Source organism: Streptomyces sp. NPDC096048 (assembly GCF_044763415.1).
GTDB lineage: Bacteria > Actinomycetota > Actinomycetes > Streptomycetales > Streptomycetaceae > Streptomyces.
The window spans coordinates 704,961-727,301 of the sequence record NZ_JBIWGG010000002.1 but is presented as its reverse complement, the minus strand read 5'-3'; the positions used below and the strand labels follow the sequence as shown (position 1 = coordinate 727,301).

The 22,341-nt window shown below is 71.8% G+C and carries 14 protein-coding genes; 7 read left to right on the top strand and 7 right to left on the bottom strand.

What is annotated here, in order from left to right:
• The first annotated feature begins 202 nt into the window (after positions 1-202).
• Entirely contained in the window at positions 203-3,049 is a 2,847-nt protein-coding gene (secA, locus tag ACIQ6R_RS07910) for a preprotein translocase subunit SecA (protein WP_404219588.1), read from the top strand.
• 187 nt (positions 3,050-3,236) lie between these two features.
• Here secA and ACIQ6R_RS07905 read toward each other — a convergent pair whose 3' ends face one another.
• Entirely contained in the window at positions 3,237-3,944 is a 708-nt protein-coding gene (locus ACIQ6R_RS07905; RefSeq protein ID WP_404219636.1) for an Rv3235 family protein, read from the bottom strand.
• A gap of 454 nt (positions 3,945-4,398) precedes the next feature.
• Between ACIQ6R_RS07905 and ACIQ6R_RS07900 the strand changes: the two genes are divergently transcribed.
• From ACIQ6R_RS07900 to ACIQ6R_RS07885, 4 genes are all read left to right on the top strand, one after another.
• A complete protein-coding gene (locus tag ACIQ6R_RS07900) occupies positions 4,399-4,914 on the top strand; it encodes a DUF6912 family protein (RefSeq protein WP_404219586.1) in 516 nt (171 codons plus the stop codon).
• Positions 4,915-5,007: 93 nt separating this feature from the next.
• Positions 5,008-5,679, top strand: coding sequence for an HAD family hydrolase (locus ACIQ6R_RS07895; RefSeq protein WP_404219584.1), 672 nt, complete (start codon positions 5,008-5,010; stop codon positions 5,677-5,679).
• Positions 5,680-6,321: 642 nt separating this feature from the next.
• Complete coding sequence (locus ACIQ6R_RS07890) at positions 6,322-11,280, top strand: NAD-glutamate dehydrogenase (RefSeq protein ID WP_404219582.1); 4,959 nt, start codon at positions 6,322-6,324, stop codon at positions 11,278-11,280.
• 129 nt (positions 11,281-11,409) lie between these two features.
• Positions 11,410-12,861 (top strand): hypothetical protein, encoded by a 1,452-nt coding sequence (locus ACIQ6R_RS07885; protein WP_404219580.1) that lies wholly within the window; start codon positions 11,410-11,412, stop codon positions 12,859-12,861.
• 291 nt (positions 12,862-13,152) lie between these two features.
• Here the strand turns inward: ACIQ6R_RS07885 and ACIQ6R_RS07880 are convergent, their stop codons facing one another.
• The 4 genes from ACIQ6R_RS07880 to ACIQ6R_RS07865 all read right to left on the bottom strand — a co-directional run bounded on the left by ACIQ6R_RS07880 (position 13,153) and on the right by ACIQ6R_RS07865 (position 19,029).
• Positions 13,153-14,871 (bottom strand): glycosyltransferase family 2 protein, encoded by a 1,719-nt coding sequence (locus tag ACIQ6R_RS07880; protein WP_404219578.1) that lies wholly within the window; start codon positions 14,869-14,871, stop codon positions 13,153-13,155.
• Positions 14,868-17,075 (bottom strand): CDP-glycerol glycerophosphotransferase family protein, encoded by a 2,208-nt coding sequence (locus tag ACIQ6R_RS07875; protein ID WP_404219576.1) that lies wholly within the window; start codon positions 17,073-17,075, stop codon positions 14,868-14,870. The genes ACIQ6R_RS07880 and ACIQ6R_RS07875 overlap by 4 nt, the downstream gene beginning before the upstream one ends.
• A 135-nt stretch (positions 17,076-17,210) precedes the next feature.
• Entirely contained in the window at positions 17,211-18,104 is an 894-nt protein-coding gene (locus ACIQ6R_RS07870; RefSeq protein ID WP_404176791.1) for an ABC transporter ATP-binding protein, read from the bottom strand.
• A complete protein-coding gene (locus ACIQ6R_RS07865; protein ID WP_404176794.1) occupies positions 18,097-19,029 on the bottom strand; it encodes an ABC transporter permease in 933 nt (310 codons plus the stop codon). The genes ACIQ6R_RS07870 and ACIQ6R_RS07865 overlap by 8 nt, the downstream gene beginning before the upstream one ends.
• A 165-nt stretch (positions 19,030-19,194) precedes the next feature.
• Between ACIQ6R_RS07865 and ACIQ6R_RS07860 the strand changes: the two genes are divergently transcribed.
• Positions 19,195-19,821 carry a TetR/AcrR family transcriptional regulator gene (locus tag ACIQ6R_RS07860; RefSeq protein ID WP_404219574.1) on the top strand — a complete coding sequence of 209 codons (627 nt, stop codon included), beginning with the start codon at positions 19,195-19,197 and terminating at the stop codon, positions 19,819-19,821.
• Between the two features lie 419 nt (positions 19,822-20,240).
• Here ACIQ6R_RS07860 and galE read toward each other — a convergent pair whose 3' ends face one another.
• The gene (gene galE / locus ACIQ6R_RS07855) at positions 20,241-21,221 is read right to left on the bottom strand and encodes a UDP-glucose 4-epimerase GalE (protein WP_404219572.1); all 981 of its coding nucleotides are present in this window, start codon (positions 21,219-21,221) and stop codon (positions 20,241-20,243) included.
• Between the two features lie 82 nt (positions 21,222-21,303).
• The gene (locus ACIQ6R_RS07850) at positions 21,304-21,774 is read right to left on the bottom strand and encodes a MarR family winged helix-turn-helix transcriptional regulator (RefSeq protein ID WP_404176803.1); all 471 of its coding nucleotides are present in this window, start codon (positions 21,772-21,774) and stop codon (positions 21,304-21,306) included.
• Between the two features lie 151 nt (positions 21,775-21,925).
• On the opposite strand from ACIQ6R_RS07850, the gene ACIQ6R_RS07845 reads away from it, so the two are divergent.
• Entirely contained in the window at positions 21,926-22,339 is a 414-nt protein-coding gene (locus ACIQ6R_RS07845) for an organic hydroperoxide resistance protein (protein WP_404176806.1), read from the top strand.
• Positions 22,340-22,341: the final 2 nt, after the last annotated feature.

Here is a 22,341-nt window from a genome sequence, read left to right as displayed (position 1 = left end):
GTTTCGCCGGAGGGTGCGGCACCATCCGCGGTGCCCGGACGTTGAACTCGATGACAGCGGACCGGAAGCTGGATGAAGGAGCACACGGTCCCCGTTACAGCAGGCTCCCGGGGCGGCGGGGTCCTCGCATACGATGGCCGTTGCTCAGTCCGTCACAGGAAAACGACCGTCCCAGGCCCGACCGGCAAGGAGACCAACCCCCGTGTCCGTCCTCTCGAAGATCATGCGTGCAGGCGAAGGCAAGATCCTGCGCAAGCTGCACCGCATCGCGGACCAGGTCAACTCCATCGAAGAGGACTTCGTCGACCTCTCCGACGCCGAGCTGCGGGCCCTCACCGATGAGTACAAGCAGCGCTACGCCGATGGTGAGAGCCTGGACGACCTGCTTCCCGAAGCCTTCGCCACCGTCCGGGAGGCCGCCAAGCGCGTCCTGGGACAGCGGCACTACGACGTGCAGATGATGGGCGGCGCGGCCCTGCACATGGGCTACGTGGCCGAGATGAAGACCGGCGAGGGCAAGACCCTCGTCGGCACCCTGCCCGCCTATCTCAACGCCCTGTCCGGCGAGGGCGTGCACATCGTCACGGTCAACGACTACCTGGCCGAGCGCGACTCCGAGATGATGGGCCGCGTTCACAAGTTCCTCGGTCTGAACGTCGGCTGCATCCTCGCCAACCAGACGCCGGCCCAGCGCCGCGAGATGTACGCCTGCGACATCACCTACGGCACGAACAACGAGTTCGGCTTCGACTACCTGCGCGACAACATGGCCTGGTCCAAGGACGAACTCGTCCAGCGCGGCCACAACTTCGCCATCGTCGACGAGGTCGACTCCATCCTGGTGGACGAGGCCCGTACGCCGCTGATCATCTCCGGCCCCGCCGACCAGGCCACCAAGTGGTACGGCGACTTCGCCAAGCTGGTCACCCGCCTGAAGAAGGGCGAGGCGGGCAACACCCTCAAGGGCATCGAGGAGACCGGCGACTACGAGGTCGACGAGAAGAAGCGCACCGTCGCCATCCACGAGTCGGGTGTCGCCAAGGTCGAGGACTGGCTGGGCATCGACAACCTCTACGAGTCGGTGAACACCCCGCTCGTCGGTTACCTGAACAACGCCATCAAGGCCAAGGAACTCTTCAAGAAGGACAAGGACTACGTCGTCCTCGACGGCGAAGTCATGATCGTCGACGAGCACACCGGCCGTATCCTCGCCGGCCGCCGCTACAACGAGGGCATGCACCAGGCGATCGAGGCGAAGGAAGGGGTGGACATCAAGGACGAGAACCAGACGCTCGCCACGATCACGCTCCAGAACTTCTTCCGCCTCTACAAGCGCCACGACCACGAGGGCAAGGAACAGCCCGGCCTGTCCGGCATGACCGGTACGGCCATGACCGAGGCCGCCGAGTTCCACCAGATCTACAAGCTCGGCGTGGTGCCCATCCCGACCAACCGGCCGATGATCCGCAAGGACCAGTCGGACCTGATCTACCGCACCGAGGTCGCGAAGTTCGAGGCGGTCGTCGACGACATCGAGGAGAAGCACGGCAAGGGCCAGCCGATCCTCGTCGGCACCACCTCGGTCGAGAAGTCCGAGTACCTCTCGCAGCAGCTCAGCAAGCGCGGTGTGCAGCACGAGGTGCTGAACGCCAAGCAGCACGACCGTGAGGCGACGATCGTCGCCCAGGCGGGCCGCAAGGGCTCCGTGACGGTGGCCACGAACATGGCCGGCCGTGGTACGGACATCAAGCTCGGCGGCAACCCCGAGGACCTCGCCGAGGCGGAGCTGCGCCAGCGCGGCCTCGACCCCGAGGAGCACATCGAGGAGTGGGCCGCGGCCCTCCCCGCGGCGCTGGAGCGGGCCGAGCAGGCGGTCAAGGCGGAGTTCGAGGAGGTCAAGGCCCTCGGCGGCCTCTACGTGCTGGGTACCGAACGGCACGAGTCGCGGCGTATCGACAACCAGCTGCGCGGTCGTAGCGGCCGTCAGGGCGACCCCGGCGAGTCCCGTTTCTACCTCTCCCTGGGCGACGACCTGATGCGGCTGTTCAAGGCCCAGATGGTCGAGCGCGTGATGTCGATGGCGAACGTCCCGGACGACGTGCCGATCGAGAACAAGATGGTCACGCGCGCGATCGCGTCCGCCCAGTCCCAGGTCGAGACGCAGAACTTCGAGACCCGCAAGAACGTCCTGAAGTACGACGAGGTCCTCAACCGGCAGCGCGAGGTCATCTACGGCGAGCGGCGCCGCGTTCTGGAGGGCGAGGACCTGCAGGAGCAGATCCAGCACTTCATGAACGACACGATCGACGCGTACGTGCAGGCCGAGACCGCCGAGGGCTTCCCTGAGGACTGGGACCTCGACCGTCTGTGGGGCGCCTTCAAGCAGCTCTACCCGGTGAAGGTCACCGTCGAGGAGCTGGAGGAGGCGGCCGGCGACCGGGCCGGGCTGACCGCCGACTACATCGCGGAGTCCATCAAGGACGACGTCCAGGAGCAGTACGAGGCGCGTGAGGCGCAGCTCGGTTCCGAGATCATGCGCGAGCTGGAGCGCCGGGTCGTGCTCTCGGTCCTGGACCGCAAGTGGCGCGAGCACCTCTACGAGATGGACTACCTCCAGGAGGGCATCGGCCTGCGCGCGATGGCGCAGAAGGACCCCCTGGTCGAGTACCAGCGCGAGGGCTTCGACATGTTCCAGGCCATGATGGAGGGCATCAAGGAGGAGTCCGTCGGCTACCTGTTCAACCTGGAGGTCCAGGTCGAGCAGCAGGTCGAGGAGGTCCCGGTCGAGGACGCGGGGCCGTCGCTGGACAAGGACAAGCAGGACGCCGTCCCCGCCCAGGCGGGCGCCCGCCCGGAGATCCGCGCCAAGGGGCTCGACGCTCCGCAGCGCCGGGGTCTGCACTTCTCCGCCCCGACCGTGGACGGCGAGGGCGGTGTCGTCGAGGGCGACTTCACCACCGACGGCGAGCCCGCGCAGCCCCAGTCCGACGGGCTCACGCGCGCGGAGCGCCGCAAGCAGGCCAAGGGCGGACGTCGCCGCAAGAAGTGACGGTGCGGGGCCCTCGGGCGCCGTAGCGGAGGGAAGGGCCGGGCACCTCTGGGTGCCCGGCCCTTCGCGTGTCCCGGCGTGTCCTGGCATGTCCCGGCGTGTGATGCCGGTCGTCGCCGGTGCCGTCGCCGGTGCCGGTGGTCGGTGGCCGGTGGCCGGTGCCGGTCGGTGACGCCCCTCGTCGGCCTCAGTCGTCGTCGGTGTGCGGTCGGCGGGGGCCGCCCAGTTCCACCGCCGTGCAGCGCCACCGCAGGTCGTGGCCCTGCTCCAGCCGGAAGGCCATGGCGCGCAGCTGGTCACCCGCGCCGATCCGGGCGAAGACCTCCAGGGCACCCGGCCTCGGCTCGAAGTAGCCGATGTCGCGGACCACGGGGTGAGTGCCGCGCGTGCGCAGGGGGCCGCGTTCGGCGAGGTGGGCGAGATCGTCGTAGGCGCGGCCGACGGTGTGGCGGAGCATCGAGTGGACGGGGCGCCGGCCGCTGAGCACGTTGAGCAGAAGCTCGGCGAAGCGGTCGGTGGGGCGGAGCTGAGGGACGGGACGGCGAGGGGTCTGAGCGGGGACGAGAGGCGCTCCCGGGGCCGGGGCGGGCGGGTGCGCGATGGGGGCGGCGGGGGCCGTCACGAGGGCGCACGCCGCGGCGCGCGGGCCCGTCCCGGTGGCCCCGCCCGGGCCGGCCGTGGGCGGGCGGGTGTCCGCCGGCCTCGTACGGGCCCGCGGAGACCTGCCAGGGGAGCCAGGCGGTCGGCCACCGGGCGCCCCGGCCCGCACGACGCGTCCGCCGGGCCTGCGGGGCGGCACGCCGCCAGGTACGCGGGACGGGACGGTCGCGGGTTCGCGGGGCGGCACGGTCCCGGGTACGCGGGAAGAGGCGGTGGCAGCGGCGAGCAGTGGCATGGTGCCGGGCGGCTGGGCTGTGGGGGCGCCGCCGGGGTCCCGGGGTGGGGTGGGGGCGAGCGGGTGATCCGGCGTGCGGAGGAGGGTGCTGTTCGGGTTGGGCTGGGACCTGGTCATGACCTTGCGCATGGGGCTCCCCGTTCGGCGGCCCGGGTGATACCGGGCAGTAACTTGGCGGTCGGTGATCTTGTACGGGGTGGTGGGGCGGGACGGCAAGGAGGAAGGCGGCCGGACCGAGGGGGCTGGAAGGTTCACCTATCAGAGTGACCGGGGTGGCCGGAAAGCCCGGGGCGGAGCGGCTGTACCGGGTGAGTTCCGGGGCCGGAGGTGGACGCCTGGGGCGCCATGGGTGGGGACCCGAAAGGGGACACCCGCACGTATCCTGAAGGCTCTTCCAGGCCATCCCGGCCGTCCCGGGCCTTCGGTGGCGTTCCCGACCACGAAAGCGGAAGCCATGCGCGTCTACGTCCCCCTGACCCTCTCCGGCCTCGCCGAGGCGCACAGCACGGGAGAGCTGGGGACGGGACCGCTCGTCGCCTACGCCGTCACGCCGGCGCTGCGCGAGTGGTACCGCTCGGACGACATCGAGGAGCTGGAGTACGCCGCCCTGAACCGGGCCGCGCTGGCCTCGCTGCGGCTACTGGCGGCCGACCCCGGCGCGACGCGGCGCCGGGTCGTGGTCGCCGCCGACGTGTCCGACGGCGCGGTCTCGGCCGCCCCGGAACGGGGGCCCGATCCGGCGGGGCTGGGCGAGGTGCGGCTCGCCGGGTCGCTGCGGCTGGCCAAGGTGGCCTCGGTGCACGTCGACTCCGCCGACGCGGAGGCGGAGGTGACCGCCGCGGCCGAGGCCCTCGCCGCGGCGGACGGCGGGGACGACGGCGCCCGGTTCGTCGTGGACGGGGCGGAGGACCACGAGCTGCTCTGGTACGCGACGCAGGAGATCCCGAACCTGGTGGAGCCCGGCCACTGACGTCTTGTCGGCCGGCCGTTCGGGTCGGCCGTCCCGGGCCGGCCGAGGTGGTCCCCGTCTTGATTGTCAGTGGCGGCGGGTACGTTTTCGGGCATGGGGACGCAGACAGGAGCGCACATCGTCTGGGACTGGAACGGGACGCTGTTCCACGACAACGACGCGATCATCGGGGCGACGAACGCGGCCTTCGCCGAGCTGGGGCTGGCGTCGATCACGCTGGAGCAGTACCGGGCGCTGTACTGCGTGCCGGTGCCGAAGTTCTACGAGCGGCTGATGGGGCGGCTGCCCACCGACGCCGAGTGGGAGGTCATGGACGCGACCTTCCATCGCCACTACACCGAACACCGGGTGCGGTGCGGGCTCGCCGAGGGCGCGGCGGAGCTGCTCGTTGGGTGGCGGTCGGCGGGGCGCAGTCAGTCGATCCTCAGCATGTACGGCCATGACGACCTGGTTCCGCTGGTCAAGCGGTTCGGGATCGAGGCGCACTTCATACGCGTCGACGGGCGGATCGGGCCGTCCGGGGGCAGCAAGGCCGAGCACATGGTGCGGCATCTCGCGGAGCTGGCGCTGGCCGGGGTGGACCCCGCTCGTACGGTGGTGATCGGGGACGCCGCGGATGACGCGGTGGCCGCGCGGCACGTGGGGGCGGAGGCGGTGCTGTACACCGGGGGGTCGCACAGCCGGGCCAGTCTGGAGGGGGTCGGGGTGCCGGTGGTGGACACGCTGGGGGAGGCCGTGGCGGAGGCGGCGCGGTTGGCGGCGTGAGCGGCTGGGTGACGCCGGTCGGGCGACGCCCGGCGTCGGTGCGGGCCGGGGGTGGGTGCCGCGGCCCGGCGTTGCGGGCTGCCGCCGCGCCCACCCGTCCCACCCCCCAGCGGCACGATCGCCCGCAGCTGTGCGGTGGCGACTGCTCGCAGCTGTGCGGCGGCGACTGCCGGCGGCAGCGCGGGGGGAGCCTGTCGCAGTTGCGCGGCGGTGGTTCTGTGCAAAACGTCAAAGTCTCCGTCCCGGTTTTGTACACATACGGCTCGTGACGGGGGCCCCGCGAGGAGCGATAGCCTTGTGGCGTGATCAGCGCGATAGCTCGCGGGGGCACCGGCGCCCCTGCTTTGCGCCCGGTACGCACGGACGACATCCGTGTCCGGGCGGCGGTCGCTGGTCTTCGCGGGCGGGACGGGGCATCGAAGGCCCCCGGTACGACGCCGCGCACCCCCCGGACGACGACTGCGAGACCGACGTCACACCCGGCGGGCGCGGCGACATTGGCTGATATGCCCCCGCTCCTCTCACCTTGCGGCATAGCGTCGGAACAGACCGGACACCCCGCGTCTCGACGTCACGCCGGAAGGCAGGAGACCGTACTTCCTTCTACGTCACGCAACGGCGCGCGACAGGAGCCAGAGGACAATGCAGACCAAGCTGGACGAAGCCAAGGCCGAGCTGCTCGAAAGGGCTGCGCGGGTAGCTGAGAACAGCCCGGTCGGGGGGCACCTACCGACTGGGACGACGGACGAGGGCACGTCGGACACCCCGGACACCCCGGGCACCCCGGACCACGCATCCGTGTTCGCGTTCCTCCGGCGTTACTACCGGCACACCGCCCCGGAGGACCTGGCCGACCGCGACCCGGTCGACGTCTTCGGAGCCGCCGTCTCGCACTACCGGCTGGCGGAGAACCGCCCGCAGGGCACGGCGAACGTACGGGTGCACACCCCGACCGTCGAGGAGAACGGCTGGACGTGCAGCCACTCCGTGGTCGAGGTGGTCACGGACGACATGCCCTTCCTCGTCGACTCCGTGACCAACGAGCTGACCCGGCAGGGGCGCGGCATCCACGTCGTCGTCCACCCGCTGATCGTGGTGCGCCGCGACGTGACCGGCAAGCTCGTCGAGGTGCTCACCGGCGGGCCCTCCGACGACCTCCCGCACGACGCGCACGTCGAGTCCTGGATCCACGTCGAGTTCGACCGCGAGACCGACCGCGGCGACCTGAAGCAGATCACCGCCGACCTGCTGCGCATCCTGAACGACGTCCGCGAGACGGTCGAGGACTGGGGCAAGATGCGGGACGCGGCCGTCCGCATCGCGGAGGAGCTGCCGACCGAGCCCGCCCCCGACGATCTCCCCCCGCGGGAGCTGGAGGAGGCCCGCGAGCTGCTGCGCTGGCTGGCCGACGACCACTTCACCTTCCTCGGCTACCGCGAGTACCAGCTGCGCGGCGACGACTCGCTCGCCGCCGTCGCCGGCACCGGCCTCGGCATCCTGCGCTCCGACCCGCACCACGCGGCCGACGAGAGCCACCCCGTCAGCCCGTCCTTCGAGCGGCTGCCCGCCGACGCCCGGGCCAAGGCCCGCGAGCACCGGCTGCTGGTGCTGACCAAGGCCAACAGCCGGGCCACCGTGCACCGGCCGTCGTACCTGGACTACGTCGGCGTCAAGAAGTTCGACGAGCAGGGCAACGTCGTCGGGGAGCGCCGCTTCCTCGGCCTGTTCTCCTCCGCGGCCTACACCGAGTCCGTCCGCCGGGTGCCGGTCGTCCGGCGCAAGGTGGAGGAGGTGCTGGAGCGGGCCGGCTTCTCGCCCAACAGCCACGACGGGCGGGATCTGCTGCAGATCCTGGAGACGTACCCGCGCGACGAGATGTTCCAGATGCCGGTCGAGGAGCTGGAGCCGATCGTCACCTCCGTGCTCTACCTCCAGGAGCGGCGCCGTCTCCGGCTCTACCTGCGGCAGGACGAGTACGGGCGCTACTACTCGGCCCTCGTCTACCTCCCCCGCGACCGCTACACCACCGGGGTCCGGCTGCGGATCATCGACATCCTCAAGGAGGAGCTCGGCGGCACCAGCGTCGACTTCACGGCCTGGAACACCGAGTCGATCCTGTCCCGGCTGCACTTCGTGGTCCGCGTGCCGCAGGGCACCGAGCTGCCGCAGCTGTCCGACGCGGACAAGGAGCGCATCGAGGCCCGCCTCGTCGAGGCCGCCCGTTCCTGGGCCGACGGGTTCGCCGAAGCGCTGACCGCCGAGGTCGGCGAGGAGCGCTCCGCGGAGCTGATGCGCCGCTACGGGAGTGCCTTCCCCGAGGGCTACAAGGCCGACCACGGCCCGCGCTCCGCGGTCGCCGACCTCGGTCACCTGGAGCGGCTCGACGAGGACAGGACCTTCGCGCTGAGCCTGTACGAGCCGGTCGGCGCCGCGCCCGAGGAGCGCCGGTTCAAGATCTACCAGAAGGGCGGCACGGTCTCCCTGTCCGCCGTGCTGCCGGTGCTCAGCCGGCTCGGCGTCGAGGTCACCGACGAGCGGCCGTACGACCTGCGCTGCGCGGACCGCACCACGGCCTGGATCTACGACTTCGGCCTGCGCATGCCGAAGTCGGTGGCCGGCGGCGCCGACTACCTCGGTGACGACGCCCGCGAGCGCTTCCAGGAGGCCTTCGCCGCCACCTGGAACGGCCAGGCGGAGAACGACGGGTTCAACGCCCTCGTGCTCAGCGCCGGGCTGACCTGGCGGCAGGCGATGGTGCTGCGCGCGTACGCCAAGTACCTGCGGCAGGCCGGGTCGACGTTCAGCCAGGACTACATGGAGGACACCCTCCGCAACAACGTCCACACCACGCGCCTGCTCGTCTCCCTGTTCGAGGCGCGGATGGCCCCCGAGCGCCAGCGGGCCGGGCGCGAGATCGTCGACGCGCTGCTCGAAGAGGTCGACGCGGCCCTCGACCAGGTCGCGAGCCTCGACGAGGACCGGATCCTGCGCTCCTTCCTCACCGTCATCAAGGCGACGCTGCGGACGAACTTCTTCCAGAAGACGAGCGACGGCAAGCCGCACGACTACGTCTCGATGAAGTTCGACCCGCAGGCCATCCCGGACCTGCCCGCGCCGCGCCCGGCGTTCGAGATCTGGGTGTACTCGCCGCGCGTCGAGGGCGTCCACCTGCGCTTCGGCAAGGTCGCGCGCGGTGGCCTGCGCTGGTCGGACCGCCGGGAGGACTTCCGCACCGAGATCCTCGGCCTGGTCAAGGCGCAGATGGTGAAGAACACCGTCATCGTGCCGGTCGGCGCCAAGGGCGGCTTCGTCGCCAAGCAGCTGCCCGACCCGAACGTCGACCGCGACGCCTGGATGGCCGAGGGCATCGCCAGCTACCGGACCTTCATCTCGGCGCTGCTCGACATCACCGACAACATGGTGGCCGGTGAGGTCGTGCACCCCGCCGACGTCGTCCGCCACGACGAGGACGACACCTACCTCGTCGTCGCCGCCGACAAGGGCACCGCGAAGTTCTCCGACATCGCCAACGAGGTCGCCGAGTCCTACAACTTCTGGCTCGGCGACGCCTTCGCCTCCGGCGGCTCCGCGGGCTACGACCACAAGGGCATGGGTATCACCGCCCGCGGCGCCTGGGAGTCCGTCAAGCGGCACTTCCGGGAGCTGGGTGTGGACACCCAGACGCAGGACTTCACGGTCGTCGGCATCGGCGACATGTCCGGTGACGTCTTCGGCAACGGCATGCTGCTCAGCGAGCACATCCGCCTGGTCGCCGCCTTCGACCACCGGCACATCGTCATCGACCCGACCCCGGACGCGGCCACCTCGTACGCCGAGCGGCGCCGCCTGTTCGAGCTGCCGCGCTCGTCGTGGGAGGACTACAACACCGAGCTGCTCTCGGCCGGCGGCGGGATCTTCCCGCGCACGGCCAAGTCGATCCCGGTCAACGCGCACATCCGCGAGGCCCTCGGCATCGAGGCCGGCATCACCAAGATGACCCCGGCCGACCTGATGAAGGCGATCCTGTCGGCACCGGTGGACCTGCTGTGGAACGGCGGCATCGGTACGTACGTCAAGGCGTCCACCGAGTCCAACGGCGACGTGGGCGACAAGGGCAACGACGCCATCCGTGTCGACGGCAAGGACCTGCGCGTCCAGGTCGTCGGCGAGGGCGGCAACCTCGGCCTGACCCAGCTCGGGCGGATCGAGTTCGCGCTGCACGGCGGCCGGATCAACACCGACGCCATCGACAACAGCGCGGGCGTGGACACCTCCGACCACGAGGTGAACATCAAGATCCTGCTCAACGGTCTCGTCAGGGACGGCGACCTGACCGTCAAGCAGCGCAACAAGCTGCTCGCCGAGATGACCGACGAGGTCGGCGCGCTGGTCCTGCGCAACAACTACGCGCAGAACACGGCGATCGCCAACGCCCTGGCCCAGTCCAAGGCCATGCTCCACGCCCAGCAGCGCTTCATGCGCCACCTGGTCCGCGAGGGCCACCTCAACCGGGCCCTGGAGTTCCTGCCCACCGACCGCCAGATCCGCGAACGCCTCGGCACCGGACAGGGCCTGACCGGTCCCGAGACCGCCGTGCTGCTGGCGTACACGAAGATCACGGTCGCCGAGGAGCTGCTGCACACCTCGCTGCCCGACGACCCGTACCTCAAGGGCCTGCTGCACGCCTACTTTCCGACGGCGCTGCGCGAGCAGTTCCTCGACCGGATCGACGGCCACCCGCTGCGCCGCGAGATCACGACGACCGTCCTGGTCAACGACACGGTCAACACGGGCGGTACGACGTATCTGCACCGGATGCGCGAGGAGACCGGCGCCTCGCTGGAGGAGATCGTGCGGGCGCAGACCGCGGCCCGGGCGATCTTCCGCTCCTCCCCGGTGTGGGACGCGGTGGAGGCCCTGGACACCAAGGTCGAGGCCGACGTGCAGACCCGCATCCGGCTGCACTCGCGCCGCCTGGTCGAGCGCGGCACGCGCTGGCTGCTCAACAACCGGCCGCAGCCGCTGGAGCTCGCCGAGACCGTCGACTTCTTCGCCGAGCGCGTGGAGCAGGTCTGGTCGCAGCTGCCGAAGCTGCTGCGCGGCGCGGACGCGGAGTGGTACCAGCACATCTACGACGAGCTGACCGCAGCCGGCGTCCCGGACGAGCCGGCCACGCGGGTGGCCGGGTTCTCCTCGGCCTTCGCGACGCTGGACATCGTGTCGGTGGCCGACCGCATGGGCAAGGAGCCGCTGGACATCGCCGAGGTGTACTACGACCTCGCCGACCGGCTGAGCGTCACCCAGCTGATGGACCGGATCAGTGATCTGCCCCGCAACGACCGCTGGCAGTCCATGGCCCGCGCGGCGATCCGCGAGGACCTGTACGCGGCGCACGCGTCGCTCACCGCCGACGTCCTGGCGGCGGGCAACGGCACGTCGACGCCGGAGCAGCGGTTCAAGGCGTGGGAGCAGAAGAACGCGGCGATCCTCGGCCGGGCCCGCACCACACTGGAGGAGATCCACGGATCGGACGAGTTCGACCTGTCCAACCTGTCGGTGGCGATGCGGACGATGCGGACGCTGCTGCGCACGCATGCGTGACGGAGTGACGGAGCGACGGTATGACGGCGTGACGTTCTAGCGGCGTAGCCGTGTGAGGCGCCCCGGGCCGCGAAGGCCCGGGGCGGCTTTATGTCCAGGTTGCCCTGATTTCCCGTATAAGGTGACCGCGTGACTGGGCGTCTCTGGACGACACGCGTCGCCGCGCTCGTCCTCCTCCTCCTGCTGCTGCTCCTGGTGGTCGTCCGGCTCCCCTGGGCCGGTGACCTGGGCATACACGCCGCCACCGTCGAACGTCTGCGGCACAGCCTCCTCGACCCCGGCAATCCGCTGGTCGACGCGGACACGCCCAGCCCGTACTACTCGCCGTGGACGGTGCTGCTCGGCTGTGCGGCCAAGGTGACCGGGTTCTCCGTCTTCGTCGTGCTGCGGCTCGGGGCGTTGGTGGGGCTCGGGGTGCTGGTGACGGGGGTGTGGCGATACGTACGTGTGTTGAGTGCGCGTCCGGCGGCACCGCCGCTCGCGCTGCTGTGCCTGGTCTTGCTGTGGGGCACGGCGCAGTTCAGCTGGAGCGGCTTCCTCGGGCTCCACTCCCTCGCGCTGACGGTGGCGTATCCGAGCGTGTTCGCGCTCGGGCTCGCGTTTCACCTGTGGGCGTGGCTGGCGCGGCCGGCCGGGTGGGGGGTGTGCCTCGGGTGCGGGGTGCTGTGGGCGGTGATCCTGCTCGTCCATCAGTTCTCGGGGGTCGTCGCGTCGTTGGGCGCGCTCGCCGTCGTGTTCGCGTCGCGGGCCGGGTGGAGGGTCTGGGGCCGGCTGGCGGTGGGGCTGGTCCTGGGCGTCGGGGTGCTGTGGGCCTGGCCGTACTACGACTTCTTCGCGCTGCTCGGTGCCGGGGACGGGATGGACGCGGTGCACCGGTCGCTGTACCGGGACCTGCTCGGGCGGTACTGGCTGGTGCTGGTGGGAGTGGTGGCGCTGGGGGCGCGGTGGTGGCGCGACCGGCGGGACCCGCTGGTGGTGTTCTTCGTTCTGGGCGCGGTGGTCTTCCTGGCGGGCGGGGTGAGCGGGCACTGGTCGTGGGGGCGGGTGCTGCCCGCCGCGCTGATCCCGGCGCAGGTCGCGGTGGCGCTGGAGGTGGTGGAGGCCGGGCGGCGGGCGGTGCGGGCCGGGTGGGCGTGCGTGCTGGGTGCGGCGCTCGTGGTCGGGGCGTGGGGGCAGGCGGGGGCGCTCGGGTACGTGGTCGAGCGGGGGGTGCTGCCGGGGGTGATCGAGGAGAAGTACCGGGAGCCGTGGGCGGGGTACCACTGGATCACTCCGTGGGTGGGGTACGGGGACGTGGTCATGGCGAGGAAGTTTCCCTCGCGGCAGATTCCGGCGTACGGGGCGTACACCGTGGCTCCCGGGTATCCCGACTTCTTTCTGCCGGACGAGGAGGCTCGGATGGCGGCGGTGCGGGCGTTTTTCGCGAAGGGGGTGGTGGGGAGCGTGCGGCGGGAGATCGTGCGGGAGTACGGGGTGCGGTGGGTGGTGGACCGGGGGGTGGGGCTCCGGGGGGTGGAGGGGTGGTTGAGGGTGGTGGCTCGGGGGCCGGGTGGGGAGGTGCTGTACGCGGTGGGGTGGTGAGCGGGGGGTGTTTTGGGCGGGGTGTTTTCGGGCGGGGTGGACCAGTTTCGGGCGGGTGGGTTTTGTGGTTGCCCGGGGGCGGCGATGGGGGCGGGGCGGCGGTGGGGGCGGGGTGGGTGCGCGGCCCGGCGGTGCGGCCCGCAGCTGCGCCGGTGTGGGCCGGGGGTGGGTGTCGCGGCCCGGCGTGGCGGGGTGCCGCTGCGCCCACCCGTGCCGCCCCAGCGGCACGACTGCCCGCAGCGGCGCGGCGCGGCGAGCGGTGCGGCGAGGCTGTCCGCGGCTGCGGCGTTGTCAGCGGAGGAGGCCGGCCGCCAAGCGGGCCGCGCGCTTGACGCGGGGGGTGGCCAGGTGGCGTGCTGCCGGGCGGATCAGGGTCGCCGTGCTGCCCACCGGCTGCCAGCGGATCTGCAGGCGGCCCGGGTTGTGGCCCTCCGGTTCCGCCGTGACCCGGTGGGGGAGGACGCCGGCGTAGTAGGGGACGCGGGCGGTCAGGGGTGGGAAGGACAGCGGGGCCAGGAGGATGCCCGTGTGGGTCTGACCCTGGTGGCGGAGGCGGAGAACGGGGTGGCGGATGCCCTCGAAGCCCTGGAGGGGGAGGTGGGCCGAGGCCAGGTCCAGGCGTACGTGGCCCTCGAAGACGCCGGGGCGGACGGGGCAGAGGCGGAAGGGGACCGTGAGGTGGCGCCGGCCGGGGGCGAGGTGGAGGGTGGCGCGTTGCGGGCCGACCGGTAGGCGCAGGGCCGGGTCGTAGGTGCGGACGGTCAGGTCGATCGACGCGCCGGGGCCCGCGGCGATCTCCGTCGCCTCGTGGCGGAGCTGGGCGCTGAAGAACGGGCGGGTGTCCAGGTCCAGGTCGGACAGGTCCAGCTCGCGGCGGGCCTGTTCGGAGTGCGGGATCCCCTCGCCCCAGTAGGTGCGGCCGTTCGCCGCGTCCGGTGTGGTCCGGCGCGGGGCCACGTCGTGGCCGAGGCCGCGGGCCGCCTCCCGTACGTCGGACGGGCGCCGGTCGCGGACCAGTTGGAGCACGACCCGTTCGGCGCGGGGCAGGCGGGCGTAGGCGCCCGGGACCAGCGTGTCGAGGTACGGGTTCATGATGTCCGCGAAGGACGCGAGCCACGCGTCGTCCCGGTAGGGCAGGTCACCGGCGTACATCCGGAAGTCGTGCTTGAGGAACTTGAAGTCCTTGTCCTCGCGCAACGACACGTGCCCGCTCTCGGCCAGGAACGCGTCGATGAGACGCTGCACGTGGACGCGGTCGCGGACGTTGGTCAGCTTGTGCCGCTGGTTGGAGATCGAGGCCGTCTCGGAGGCGGCGTACGGGGCGACGTACCAGCGGTAGACCGGCTCGGGGACGACGGTGAACGTCTTGGCCAGGCAGTACGCCTGCGCCGAGAAGAGCTGGTCCTCGTAGTGGATGCCCTCGGGAAAACGCAGGTCGTGCCGGTCGAGGAAGGCGCGGGCGTACATCTTGCTGGTCGACAGGTGCTCGAAGAACAGCCGCGGGTCGGCCTCGACGCCGTCGAGCGTGCGGCGCTCGGCGACCAGGTGCGGCATCCAGGTCGTCCGGCGTCCGCCGTCCACGCGTATCCGGTGCACCGCCCCCATCGCGAAGTCGATGTCGCGTTCGCGGTGGGCGGCGAGCAGGACCTCGACGGCGCGCTCGGGGAGTTCGTCGTCGCTGTCCAGGAACATCAGGTACGGGGCCCGCGCGATCTCCAGGGCGCGGTTGCGCGGGGCGCTGCACCCGCCGCTGTTCTCGGGCAGGCGGAGGTACACGACTCGGGGGTCGCGCGCCGCCAGCTCCCGGGCCACCTCCTCGGTCGCGTCCGTCGAGTGGTCGTCGCTGATGACGATCTCGATGTTCGCGTGGGTCTGGCGCAGGACGGACGCGACCGCGCGGGGGAGGCGTTCGGCGTCGTTGTAGACGATGACCGTGACGGTGACGTCGGGGGTGTCGGGGGTGTCCACGGACGTGGATGTGGCCGTGGATGTCGCCGTGGACGTGCTCATGACGCGGTCGCCTCCTCGGGGCTCGGGGCCGGGGTGCGCCGCTCGACCGGCAGCACGGGGGGCAGCGTCCGCTCGTCCTCGCCGAGGAAGACCCGGCGTACGACGCGCTCGGCGGCGCGGCCGTCGTCGTACTCGCAGAACCGGCGCCGGAAGGCGGCCCGCGCCTTCGCCGCGCGCTCGTCGCGCCAGGCGTCCGTGGTGAGGAGCTCCGTCAGCTCCGCCTGGTCGCGGGCGACCGGGCCCGGCGCCTCGGCCATCAGGTCGAAGTAGACGCCTCGGGTGGTGCGGTACGTCTCCCAGTCGTCGGCGTGGATGACGATCGGGCGGTCGAGGTTGGCGTAGTCGAACATGATCGACGAGTAGTCCGTGACCAGCGCGTCGGCGGCCAGGCACAGGTCCTCGACGGGGTCGTAGGAGGAGACGTCGATGATCCGGCCGGTGTGGCGCAGGCCCGTCAGTGGAGAGCCGGCGGTCTCGTAGAAGTAGTGGGCGCGCACCAGCAGGACCGTTTCCTCGCCGAGTTGGTCGGCGAGGGCGGCGAGGTCCAGGCGCGGGGTCCAGCCGGCCTCGTAGTCGCGGTGGGTGGGCGCGTAGAGGATCGCCCGGTGGCCGGGCGCGATGCCCAGGCGCTCGCGGACCGCGCGGACGTCGTCGGCGCCCGCGGTGTAGTAGACGTCGTTGCGCGGATAGCCGTGGTCGAGGGAGGTGTGGCGGGACGGGTACGCCCGCTGCCACATCCGGGTGGAGTGGCTGTTGGCCGAGACGCTGTAGTCCCACTTGTCGACGCGCTCCAGCAGCGCCTGGAAGTCGAGGCCGCGGGCGGCGGCGGGGTACGGCATCTGATCCAGGCCCATCCGCTTGAGCGGGGTGCCGTGGTGGGTCTGGACGTGGACGGTGCCGGGGCGTTTGACGACCGCGTCCGGGAAGTTGACGTTGTTGACGAGGTACTTGGCCCGCGCCAGCACCTCCCAGTAGCGGCGGGTGCCGGGCACCACGTGATCGGTGCCGGGCGGCAGCAGCGCGGCGCCCGCCGCGGTGACCACCCACACCGGGTGGACGCTCGGGGCGAGTTCCGCGAGCTTCGCGGCGATGGCGGCCGGGTTGCACGCCACGCCGCGGGCCCAGTACGCCGAGAAGACGGCGAGGTGGGGATCGACCGGCTCGGCGAGCGCCCTGCGGTACTGGAGGGCACGCAGGCGTGTCCCGGCCCGGCGCCTGCCGGTGCGTATCGCCGTCCGCACCCCGCGGCGCGTGCGGTTGGCGGCCTGGAGGGCGCGGTACTTGGCGCAGGCGTCCTCCTCCAGCAGCGACCGGCGTACGCCTTCGAGGCCGGCCGGGCGGCGGTGGCCTTCGGGGCGGTGGCGCCGGGCGGCCAGGGACGCCCGGTGGAAGAACTCCCGTGCGACGTCGTCCGGCATCCCGGCGCGGGAGAAGGTGCGCAGGCAGTCGCGGACCATCAGGTCGTACAGGACGGTGTGGGCGGCCGGGCGGCCGGCGGCCAGGTCGAGGAGCGTCTCGTACCGCTCGACCAGGGCGTAGCGCTGCTTCGGCGTGAGGGGCGGCAGGCTCTGGGGGCGCAGCCGGCGGTCCTCGTACGCGGGGTGGGGCAGACAGGCGACGCGGTCGGCGAGCAGCAGGGCGGCGTACGCGGCGAAGGGCTCGTCGTCGGTGGTGAGGAGGCGCTCGTGGGCCCGCCAGAAGCCGGCGCGCACGGCGCGGTTGCCGAGCAGCGGGGTCAGTCCGAGCAGCGCCGCGCGGTCGTCGAGGGCGAGGTCGGCGCGGCCCGCGCGGGCGAGGCGGGGGCCGTCCGGGGAGGGCAGGCCGGAGGCTCGCCAGGTGCTGCGGACGTGGTCGAACAGCAGGACGTCCACCGTGTCGGGGAGGCTCGCGGCGTGCTCGGCGATCGTGCGCGGGGCACCGGGGGGCAGCCCGTCCCTGGCGTGGACGAAGTGCAGCCACCGGCCCGACGCCCGCGCCGCCCCCGCGGAGCGGGCCGCGGTGTCGCCGGCGCCGTCCGGCAGGGGCAGCACGGTGAACGCCGGGGTGTGCCGCTCGGCGGTCTCCCGCGCCCAGTCCCCGACGGCGGCGACGATCACCTCGATGCCGGTGAGGGGGTGGGCGTCCAGGGAGTCGAGGAGTGCGGGCAGGTGGTCCTGGACGTTGGGGCCGTGGACGATGACGCTGAGTTCGGGGGTCTCGGGCATCGCGGGGACTCCTTCGCCGTCGTCGTCGCTCCCGGTCTCTCCTGTTCGGTCGTCCGGCCATAGTGGCACTAATCGGGCAATAGGGTTAACCGTGCGTACGCCTCCCGGGGGAAGGCGCATGGCAGGGGAGGGGTTTCAGGCGGCCGTCCTCGCCTTGGGCGCGGGCTTGGCGGCGGGCGCGGGCGCGGGCTTGGACGCGGGCTTGGACTTCGTCGCCTTGTCCGGGCCGCCGGTGAACTTCTCGTACTCCTTCAGGACCTCCTCCGTCGGTCCGTCCATGCGCAGCTCGCCGCGCTCCAGCCACAGCACCCGGTCGCAGGTGTCGCGGATCGACTTGTTGCTGTGGCTGACCAGGAACACCGTGCCGGCGTGCCGCCGCAGCTCCCGGATGCGTTCCTCGGAGCGCTTCTGGAAGGAGCGGTCGCCGGTGGCCAGGGCCTCGTCCACGAGGAGGACGTCGTGGTCCTTGGCGGCGGCGATGGAGAAGCGCAGCCGGGCCGCCATGCCGGAGGAGTACGTGCGCATCGGCAGGGTGATGAAGTCGCCCTTGTCGTTGATGCCGGAGAAGTCGACGATCCCCTGGTAGCGCTCCTTGATCTGCGCGCGGGACATGCCCATCGCGAGGCCGCCGAGGTAGACGTTGCGCTCGCCGGTGAGGTCGCTCATCAGGGCCGCGTTGACGCCGAGGAGGGACGGCTGGCCGTCCGTGTAGATGCGTCCGTTCTCCACCGGGAGCAGGCCGGCGACCGCCTTGAGCAGCGTCGACTTGCCGGAGCCGTTGGTGCCGATCAGCCCGATCGCCTCGCCCCGGTACGCCACGAAGGACACGTTCTTCACGGCGTGCACCCGGCGCACGCCCGCCGCCTTCTCGGCCTTCTTGCGGCGCAGGATGCGATTGAGGGCGGCGGTCGCCGAGCCGCGGCCGGCGCCGGTGCCGTTGACGCGGTAGACGATGTCGACGCCGTCGGCGACGACGGTGGGGACGCGCTCGTCGCCCGCCTGCTTGATGGTGCCGTTGTCGTCAGCCACGTCCGTACGTCTCCTCGGCCTTCCAGAAGTAGATGAAGCCGCCGATCCCGGCGGCCAGGGCCCAGCCCAGGGCCATCGCCCACACGTGGTCCGGCAGCATGCCGCCCCCGAAGCTGTCGATCAGCGCGAAGCGCATCAGGTCGATGTAGACGACGGCCGGGTTGACCTGGAGGAGGGGGCCGACCCACGAGGGCAGGCCGCTGTCCGGGCCGGTCATGTGGTGGATGCTGAACATGACACCCGAGCCGTACATCCAGGTCCGCAGCAGGAACGGCATCAGCTGGGCCATGTCGGGGATCTTCGAGCCCACCCGGGCCATGATCAGCGCCAGGCCCGCGTTGAACACGAACTGCAGCACCAGCGCCGGGACCGCCAGCACCCAGGACGCGGCGGGCGGTACGCCGAAGGCGAGCAGGATGACGACCAGGGCGCCCATCGAGAACATCAGCTGCTGCAACTGCTGGAGGCAGAACGACACCGGCAGCGCGGCCCGCGGGAAGTGCAGGGCGCGCACGAGGCCGAGGTTGCCGGAGACGGCCTTGGTGCCCGCCATGATCGAGCTCTGCGTGAAGGTCCACACGAACACGCCGGTGACCAGGAACGGGACGAAGTCCTCCACGCCCCGGCTGGTGTTCATCAGCATGCCGAAGATGAAGTAGTACACCGCCGCGTTGAGCAGGGGCGTCATCACCTGCCAGACCTGGCCCAGCTTGGCCTGGCTGTACTGGGCGGTGAGCTTGGCGGTGGAGAAGGCGGTGATGAAGTGCCGGCGCGCCCACAGCTGGCGGACGTACTGGGGCAGGGAGGGGCGGGCGCCGCTGACCGACAGGCCGTGGCGGGCGGCGAGGGCCGCGAGGTCGTGGTCGGCGGGGACGGGGGCGACCGCGTCCGGTGTCGGGGGCGGTGTGTGGAGGACCTGACTCACATCCGCTGCTTTCGCTCGTGGGTGGGGGTGACGCCCGTCGTTCACCGGAGTGACCCGGCGCGTTCACTTACGTCGGGACGGGACCGTATCGTCGTGACGCGAGCGTAGGGCTTGGCCGCGTCGGAACGCAACCGTTTCGTCGTTACGCCCCTATGCTTGGCTCGCATGACGACCAACGCCGACGAGCCGCAGCCGCGCCCGCGCCGCCGGGCCCCCGCCGGGGCGGCCGTGCTCCGCGAGGACGTGACGGAGGCGATCCGGGCGGCGGTCTTCGAGGAACTCGCGGCGGTCGGCTACGCGCGGATGTCCATCGAGGGGATCGCGCGCCGCGCGGGCGTCGGCAAGACGGCGGTGTACCGGCGCTGGCGTTCCAAGCTGCACCTGGTCCTCGACATCGTCTCCGCGCTCGCCGTGCAGGGCCTGCCCGCGCCCGACACCGGGTCCCTGGAGGGCGACCTGCGGCTGCTGTACGAGGTGACGTCCCGCGCCCTGCGCCACCCGGTGGCCTCGCAGATCATCCCCGACCTCCAGGCGGAGGCGGCCCGCAACCCCGACATCGCGGAAGCCATGCGGAAAGCCCTGCGGGAGGGCCAGGACGGCGTCGCCAGCAGGATCCTGGCGGCGGCGACGGAACGCGGCGAGCTGGGCCCCGCCGTCGACACCGACCTGGCCCTCGACCTGATCTCGGGCCCGCTGTACTGGCGCTCGGTGGTCATCCGCAGCCCGAAACTGCCGAAGGGCTACCTGGCGGCGCTGGCGCGGGCCACGGCGGAGGGGCTGAAGGCGCTCTGAGTCCGGCCGGGACGCGGGCCGCGACGGTCAGTGGTCCCTGTCACGATGCGCCCACGGCGCCTTCGGCGATCGTTCGGGAATCCGGGGCCGGGAGAGGCCTGGACGGCCTGGACGGCCTGGACGGTCCGCGACGGGCGGATCGCCGCCGGCCGGGAGTGCTGGACGGAGCCGGGCTCGGACCCGAGTGGCGGGCCGCGTTCGTGCGGCGCGTGTGACCTGACCCGAGGGCGACCGCGACCGGCGTTCCGGGACATCACAACGGGTGTCGGTCGGCCGCGGTGCCGGCGGGATGCGAACCCGCGGAGGGGGAGGGGGCGGGGGCGGGCCCGCCCCGGCCCCCCTTCGGTCGACATGAGAGGGGCCTCGCTCACGTCGATCGCGAGGGGCCGCTCGGAACGGAGGCGGCGCGCGGTGACCGTCTAGTCCCGCGCCGCCCCCGGATGCAGCCGTACCCAGCCCGCCCATGCCGACGTGATCATGTCCTCGACGTCGTACTTGGCCTTCCAGTCGAGTTCCGCGGCGGCACGGTCGGCCGAGGCGACCACGCGGGCCGGGTCGCCGGGGCGGCGGGGGGTGACCGTCGGGGGGTGGTCGTGGCCGGTGAGGGCGTTGATGCGGTCGATCATCTCGCGGACGGAGACGCCCTCGCCCCGGCCGATGTTGAGGGTGAGGGCGCTCCCGGGGGAGGCCTGGAGGGCGCGGGCCGCGGCGACGTGGGCCTCGGCCAGGTCGACGACGTGGATGTAGTCGCGGACGCAGGTGCCGTCCGGCGTCGCGTAGTCATCGCCGAAGACGCGCGGGGCGGCGCCCTCCGTGAGCTTCTCGAAGACCATCGGGACGAGGTTGTGGACGCCGGTGTCGGCGAGTTCCGGGCTCGCCGCGCCCGCCACGTTGAAGTAGCGCAGGGAGGCCGTGGACAGGCCGGACGCCCGGCCGGTGGCGCGGACCAGCCACTCACCGGCCAGCTTGGTCTCGCCGTACGGCGACATGGGCAGGCACGGCGTCTCCTCCGTCACCAGGTCGACGTCGGGCATGCCGTACACGGCCGCGGAGGAGGAGAAGACGAAGGACGGGACGCCGGCCGCGGTGACCGCCTCCAGCAGGACGCGCAGGCCCTCGACGTTCTCCCGGTAGTAGTGCAGCGGCAGGTCCACCGACTCGCCGACCTGCTTCTTGGCGGCCAGGTGCACGACACCGGTGACCGAGTGGTCGGCCAGGGCGCGCGTGATCCGTTCGCCGTCCAGGACCGAGCCGACCACCAGGGGCACACCGTCCGGCACGCGCTCGGCGATGCCGGTGGACAGGTCGTCGTAGACCACCGCCTTCTCGCCCGCCTCGGTCATCGCCCGTACGACGTGCGCCCCGATGTATCCGGCGCCGCCGGTGATCAGCCAGGTCATGTGCGGCCGTCCCCTCGTCAGTGGTCCTCGGTCCTCGGTAGTCATGATCCGTCATCCCGGCGCCCGGCGGGCACCGCGCCCCTCAGGACGCTGCCGAGGCCGACCCGGTGCCGTACGTGTCGATGGCCGCCGTGAGCCGGTCGAGACGGGCCCGCAGGTCCTGGACCTCCGCCAGGTCCAGGCCGGTCGCCGCGGCGATCCGGCGCGGCACCTCGACGGCCCGCTCGCGCAGTGCCACGCCCTCCCCGGTCAGCCGCACCTCCACCGACCGCTCGTCGCGCGCGCTGCGCTCCCGGTGGACCAGGCCGGCCGTCTCCAGCCGCTTGAGCAGGGGCGACAGGGTGCCGGAGTCGAGCCGCAGATGTTCGCCGAGCCTCTTGACCGGCAGCTCGCCGTGCTCCCACAGCACCAGCATCACGAGGTACTGCGGGTAGGTGAGGCCGAGGTCCTTGAGGACCACGCGGTAGACACCGTTGAAGGCGCGCGAGGCGGCGTTCAGGGAGAAGCAGATCTGCTGGTCCAGGCGGAGCCAGTCGGTCGCGGGCGTGGTCATGGTTCCCAGGGTAGCCGACAGACTTTGGAGGCAATTTAGTTGTGCACAATTGAATTGCGTGCTCTACTGGATGTCGTCGGAAGACACCGCGACATCACCACCACACCGCCGCGACACTGCTCTGCGGATCCACAGAGAGGGACGGTTTCCCATGGACGCGCTCTACACCGCCGCCGCCACCGCCACCCACGGCCGCGACGGCCGCACCGTCAGCTCCGACGGCACGCTCGACCTCGCGCTCGGCGTCCCCGTCGAGATGGGCGGGAACGGGCAGGGCACCAACCCCGAGCAGCTGTTCGCCGCCGGGTACGCCGCCTGTTTCGGCAGTGCCCTCGGTCTCGTCGGCCGGCAGGCGAAGGTCGACGTCAGCGACGCCGCGGTGACCGCCGAGGTAGGCATCGGCAAGGAGGGCGAGGGATTCGCGCTCGCCGTCACCCTCCGGGTCGAACTGCCCGAGGGCGTGGACGCGGAGACCGGCCGCAAGCTGGTCGAGCAGGCCCATCAGGTCTGCCCCTACTCCAACGCCACCCGCGGCAACATCCCGGTCGACCTCGTCATCGAGTAGTC